The sequence below is a fragment of the Candidatus Aminicenantes bacterium genome, assembly GCA_011049425.1.
In the GTDB taxonomy this organism is placed as follows: Bacteria; Acidobacteriota; Aminicenantia; order UBA2199; family UBA2199; genus UBA876.
On record DSBM01000150.1, the window covers coordinates 1 to 5,959 of the forward strand.

3 protein-coding genes are annotated in these 5,959 nt (G+C 56.7%); all 3 read left to right on the forward strand.

Features of this window, described 5'->3' with window-relative positions; all coding sequences use genetic code 11:
* Positions 1-858 precede the first annotated feature (858 nt).
* Positions 859-2,088, forward strand: coding sequence for an efflux RND transporter periplasmic adaptor subunit (locus ENN40_10715; protein HDP95814.1), 1,230 nt, complete (start codon positions 859-861; stop codon positions 2,086-2,088).
* A 6-nt stretch (positions 2,089-2,094) separates the two neighbouring features.
* Entirely contained in the window at positions 2,095-5,352 is a 3,258-nt protein-coding gene (locus ENN40_10720; protein HDP95815.1) for an efflux RND transporter permease subunit, read from the forward strand.
* On the forward strand, positions 5,333-5,959 hold a 627-nt coding region (locus ENN40_10725; GenBank protein HDP95816.1), incomplete at its 3' end, for an efflux RND transporter permease subunit. The genes ENN40_10720 and ENN40_10725, both read left to right, overlap by 20 nt.

Below are 5,959 nucleotides of genomic sequence, written 5' to 3' on the forward strand. Positions count from 1 at the left end.
CCTGCGCTTTGACGCCGAAGACAATAACTCCAATGAAAAGATCGCCATGGCCAAGGCGGAGCACCAGCTCTTCACCAAGTACAACTACTTCAGCAAACTCGACCAGTACAACGCCAAAGTCCACCGCCAGCAGGCCTCCGCCTCTCGTAACGAAGAAGAGATCATGCGCCTGAAGCGCGAAGAATTCAAGCAGAAACGCCACATCCGCCGCAACTACACCTCAATCGACCTCGCCGCCCCCCAGTACGAACTGGACAAGTTGGCCGAGATCCAGAAGAAGCTGCGCATGGCCCAGTCCGGCGGCACATCCGACTCAGCCGCTGAAATGGAAGAGTTAAAAAAGGAAGAAGCCCGCATCAAGGCGGAATTCCGCCAGATCGTTTCCAATATCAAGTCTGAGTTGGAACTCTAACCGGAACCTGAATTATCCCCATAAAAGGGCAGCCCCGGCTGCCCTTTTTTTTTACCATTTGCGGGGGCTACCCCTCACCATTCGCCTGTTTTTCCTGATACCTGTCACCTCTTTTCCGTGTGTTTCGTGGTGCTTCCATATTGCTTTTGTTTTGAATTTTGAACATTCGGGTTTTGAATTTGTTTGGGATTTCGGATTTGGGATTTCGGATTTTTATACCTTCTACCTTCTACATTCTACAGGGCGGTTCACGAACCGTCGCTACCCTTGTTTTCCTGCCACCTGATACCTGTCACCTGTCACCTTCTTTCCAACTCTCCAACTGTTTTTTTTCCGGGCGGGTTTGAAACCCGCCCTCTAAACCCTCCCCCGTCTATAGCGTATATATAATTTAGCTTAATCATTCCGAATCCGTTACGGTACCGGAAAAGGGGGAGAAAGGTGTTATGAAAAAGGTTCTGCGCATTGTTGCACTGGTAATCATCGTGGCCGCGGTGGCATACGCGGCCGTCAAATTGTTTTTCCCGGCCAAAGACAGCGGAAAAGCGGATGTGATCGAAGAAAAGCAGGAAAGCTCCGACAACGACAAGACCTCGGCCCTGCCGGTGCGCGTGCTGCCCGCGGAACGCGGACACCTGCCCTTGCGCCTGCGCATATCCGCTTCGGCCGACGTCTGGGAAAAAGCCGTCCTGAAGGCCGAGATTTCCGGCACCGTTGAGAAACTTCCCCTGCGCATCGGCTCCCGCGTCAAAGCCGGGCAGGTTTTGGTCAAACTGGATGACCGTGAATCCCGCCTGGAAGTCGAACGGGCGGATACCGCCAAGCTCAAGGCGCTGTCTGAGTTCCTGGTCAACGAGGACGTTCCCGTAGACCTGCCCGACATCAGCCCCGAAGAGAAAAAGGCGCTGGAAGAACTGCGCAAGCGCTACCTCAAAGCCGCGGCTGATTTTGAAAAAGGAAAAATCAGCGAAGCCGCATTCCAGCAGATCAGCGAAGAATACGACAGCCGCATGGTGTTTTCCGGGGCCCTGCGCGAAGATATCCGCCGCGCCAAAGACGGACTCTCGGATGCCATGATCCAACTCAAGCAGGCGCAATTGAACCTGGAACGCACCACCATCCGCGCGCCCTTCAACGGCGTCGTGGCCGCCATCCATATCAGCCCGGGCGAAAAAGTGTCCGCGGGCCGTGAACTAGTCAAAGTCGTCAACCTGGATTCCCTCTACCTCAAAGGCTACGCCCTGGAATCGGAAATCCGCCACCTGCAAAAGGGCACGGGCGTGCGCATCCTCTTGGACTCTTTTGCCGATGAAACCTTCCGGGGTGAGATCGAATCGATCAGCCCGGAAGTGGACCCGGATAAAAAGACCCTGACGGTTTTCGTGAAAGTAGACAACCGCGACCACCGCATCCTGCCGGGCATGCACGCCGAGATAGACATCGAGTACCAGGTATTCGAAAACGTCATCAAGGTCCCGCGCAAGGCCGTACTGGTGCGCCAGCGTCCCCTTGTCTTCGTGGTAGAAGACAAGATCGCCATCTGGAAGTACGTGGAACTGGGCGAGCACAACGATGAAGAAATTCACATCAAGAGCGGCCTGGATGAAGGGGACCTGGTAGTGGTGGAAGGGCAGTTGACCCTGGCCCACCAGTCGCGGGTCAAAATCGTCAAGTAGCCGGCCATGAGCATCATCAACCTCTCCGTCAAGCGCCCGGTGGGCACCATCATGTTTTTCGTGGGCGTGATCCTGCTGGGATACGTTTCCCTCTCGCGCCTTTCCATCAACCTGCTGCCCGACCTCAGTTACCCCAAGATCACGGTGGTGACCGAGTACCCCGGTTCCGGGCCGGAAGAGATCGAGAAGTTCATCACTACCAAGCTGGAAGGGCCCCTGTCCGCGATTCCCAACGTAAAAAAAATATCTTCCTTTTCCAAGGAAGCGGCCTCCATTATCACCATCGAGTTCCACTGGGGGACGGATATGGATTTCGCCCTGCTGCACACCAAGGAAAAGACTGAAGAGGCCCGGCGCGAACTGCCCGAAGATTGCGCCCCGCCCATGATCCTGGAATGGGACCCCACATCCACCCCCATTGTCACCGCCATCCTGCGCTCACAGAAAAAAACCCTCAAGGAACTGAAAGAGAGCGCCGAGTTCATCATAAAGCCGCGCCTGGAACAATTGGAAGGCATCTCGCGGGTCGAGATCCGCGGCGGCGACGAAGAAGAGATCTCGGTTGAAGTAAACCCGGATAAAGCCCGCAACCTGGGTATCACTTTAGAAGAGGTGGCGGCGGCGATTGAAAACAACAACATCTTCCAAAGCGGCGGCACCATCCGCAAGGGCCGCTCCCGTTTCACTTTGAAGATCGAAGGCGAAATTCAGGAGCCGACTGAGATTGAAGTCATACCGGTCAAATCGCTCGAAGGCAGAAATGTGCTGCTGGGCGACATCGGCACCGCGTTTTACAAAAACAAGTTGCGCGAAGGTGACATCCGTTTTAACGGCCGCGGCACCATCGCGTTGCTGATGTACCGCGATTCAGGCGGAAACACGGTCGACGCCACACGCAAGGTGGAAGCCTCCCTGGATGAACTCTCCCGGGAATTCGCCGACCTGGAGTTCTTTGTCATCTCCCAGGAAGCGCGCCTGATCATCTCTTCCATCAACTCTTTGCAGTTTTCCCTGCTCCTGGGCGCATTCCTGGCCTTCCTGATCCTGCTGCTTTTTTTGCAGAACTTCCGCGACCCGTTCCTGGTGGCCACGGTGATTCCCATCTCCGTGATTTCCACCTTTGTGCTGATGTTTCTGTTCAAGGTCAACGTTAACATCATGTCCCTGGGCGGACTGGTGCTGGGCGTGGGCATGTTTTTGGACAACTCCATTATCGTGCTGGAAGCGATTTTTCGCCACCGCAAAGATGAAAGCCTGATGCAATCGGTGATATCGGGCGCCCGCGAAGTCAGCGGCGCCATTACGGCATCCACCTTTACCACCATTTCGATATTCCTGCCCGTCATCTACCTCTACGGCATCACCGGCAAGCTGTTCCGCGACCAGGCCATGACGGTTTCCTTTTCCCTGGTTTCCTCCTTGATCGTGGCCATCACGCTGCTGCCGGCCCTGTCCGCCTTCAAGGCCTTGGGCAAAAGCGAACTCAAGGTTGACTTTGACCCATCCCGGCGCAGGCGCTGGTTCCACACCCCCCTGAAAGGAATCTACGCTGTGCTGCTGATTCCCTTTCAACTGCTGGGAAACATCATTTACTTTGTGGTCGCCTTTGTTGTGCTCATATTGCGCGCTGTGGCGCGCCTGCTGGCAAAAATCCTCCACTTCCTGCTCCAACCCCTGTTCCGCGCCTTCAACGCCGCCTACACGCGTTTTGACGCCATCTACCACCGCGTGCTGGAAGCGGTGCTGGACCGCAAAAGCCGGGCCGCCTGGCTGGTGGTGGTGGTACTCGCACTGATCGCGGGAACCTACCTGCTGCTCGACAAAGAGCTGCTGCCCGCCCCCGACAGCCGCAAATTCGAAATCACCGCCGACACGCGACCGGAATACGGTTTCGAGGAAACCGACCGCGTCGCCGGCCGCGTTGAAGCCCGATTGCAAGCCATGCAAGGTGTCGAGTTCGTCTACACCGAAGTCGGCCTGGTTTCCAAGCTGGCCACGCGTTCGGAAGACTTTTCCGTCAACCGCCTGCACTTCATTGTCAGCTGTGCGCCCGAGGCCTCCCGGCCCCGATTAATGGACCGGGGCCGTAATATCCTGAAAAGTGAAGATCTCGACCAGTTTACCGTGTTTTTGGAAAAGAACACCCTCTCCCAATACCTGGCCGTGGGTGGAGAACGTTTCCAGATCAAGGTGTTCTACGAAGAGATCGAGCGCGGCCGTGAAGCCGTTGCGCGCATCATGGAAAAAATCGCGCCGATCCCCGGCCTGGTAGACCTCAAGGCCGGAACCGCCCGGGGCAAACCCATGCTCACCATCGCCTTCCGCCAGGAACTGCTGGATCAGCTCGGCATTACCCGGCGTGACGTGTCCGCTTTCATCCGCCAGGCGGTGCGCGGACAGAAAGCCGGCAGCCTGAAAAAGATCCAGAAGAGTTACGATATCTTTGTGCGCGTGCCCGTAGACGGCACCATGGAGCTCAACCGCATGCTGTCTTTGCCCGTTTCCCACCAGGGGCGCACCTACTACCTTCGCGACCTGGTGACAATAGAGGAAACCCCCTCCATTAAAGAAATCTCGCGTGAAGCCCAGGAACGCTATTTCATGATCTCGGCCGACGTGCGCGACCGCGACTTGGAGTCGGTGATTGCTGACGCGGAAAAGGCCCTGCTGGAAGTTGAATTTCCCATGAACACGCGCTACGCTTTTTCCGGCGAGGAAGAGGAACGCCGCAAAGCCTTTGATTCCCTGCAGCAGGCCATCCTGTTGGCCATCATCCTGGTCTACATGATTATGGCCGCCAAATTTGAAAACCTGGCCCAGCCCCTGATCATCATGTTCACCGTGCCCATGGGCCTGGTGGGCGCGTTCCTGTTCCTACTGCTCACGGGCAACTCCATCAACATCATTTCCGGTATCGGCATCTTGGTGCTGGTGGGCATCGGCGTCAACGACGCCATCGTCAAGGTGGAGTACTCCAACCAGTTGCGGGATGCGGGCATGTCCGTGCGCGAAGCCGTCATGGAGGCATCGCGGGTGCGCCTGCGCCCCATCCTCATGACCACCTTTACCACCATATTCGGGCTGATCCCCATGGCTGCAATCTCCACTTCCGGATCCGAACTGCAGCGCCCGCTGGCCCTGGTGGTTATCGGCGGCCTGTTGTGTACCACTTTCCTGACCCTGATCCTGATTCCCGTCAGTTACGAGGTGCTCGAGTCCCTGAAACAGCGGCGCCGGGCGCGCAATGGCGACTCTCATGCATAAGATTATCGACCGGCCCGTGCTGGCGAGCATTTTTTTCGCCATCGTGGTGCTGTTGGGAGTCTACTCCCTGATCAACACCCCCATCGACCTGGTGCCGGACCCCGAAGAAAAACTGCCCTCGTTGAAAATCAGTTACGCCTGGCCCGGGGCGTCGCCGGACATGCTGCTGCGCAAGGTGCTGATCGCGGCGGAAGCCGAAATCTCCCAGATCCGCGGGGTGGCCGGAATTGAGAGCCGCTCCCTGCAGAACCGCGGCATCATCGACGTGGAATTCACGCGCGACACCAACATGGACTTTGCCTCCGTGGCCCTGAGTGAACGTCTGAACCGCCTGCAGACGGAGCTGCCCCGCCAGGTCAACCGCCCCTATATTCAACCCTACGTACCCGATGAGTTCGAGAAACTGCCTTTTTTCAACGTGGGTGTATACGGTGATTACACCATTTATACCCTGAAACGGGTGGTGGAACGGGAAATCCTGCCTTACCTGAAGTCGATCCAGGGCATTGAATCGATCGAGGTCTACGGCGGGGTGGATCCGGAAATCAAGATCCAGACAAACATCGACAAGCTCAAACGCTACGGCATCAGCATCGCCGACATCCAG

Excerpts from the sequence above, each read along its gene's own strand:
- ENN40_10715 (HDP95814.1), top strand. The coding sequence starts at position 859 with ATGAAAAAGGTTCTGCGCATTGTTGCACTGGTAATCATCGTGGCCGCG.
- ENN40_10720 (HDP95815.1), top strand. The coding sequence starts at position 2,095 with ATGAGCATCATCAACCTCTCCGTCAAGCGCCCGGTGGGCACCATCATG.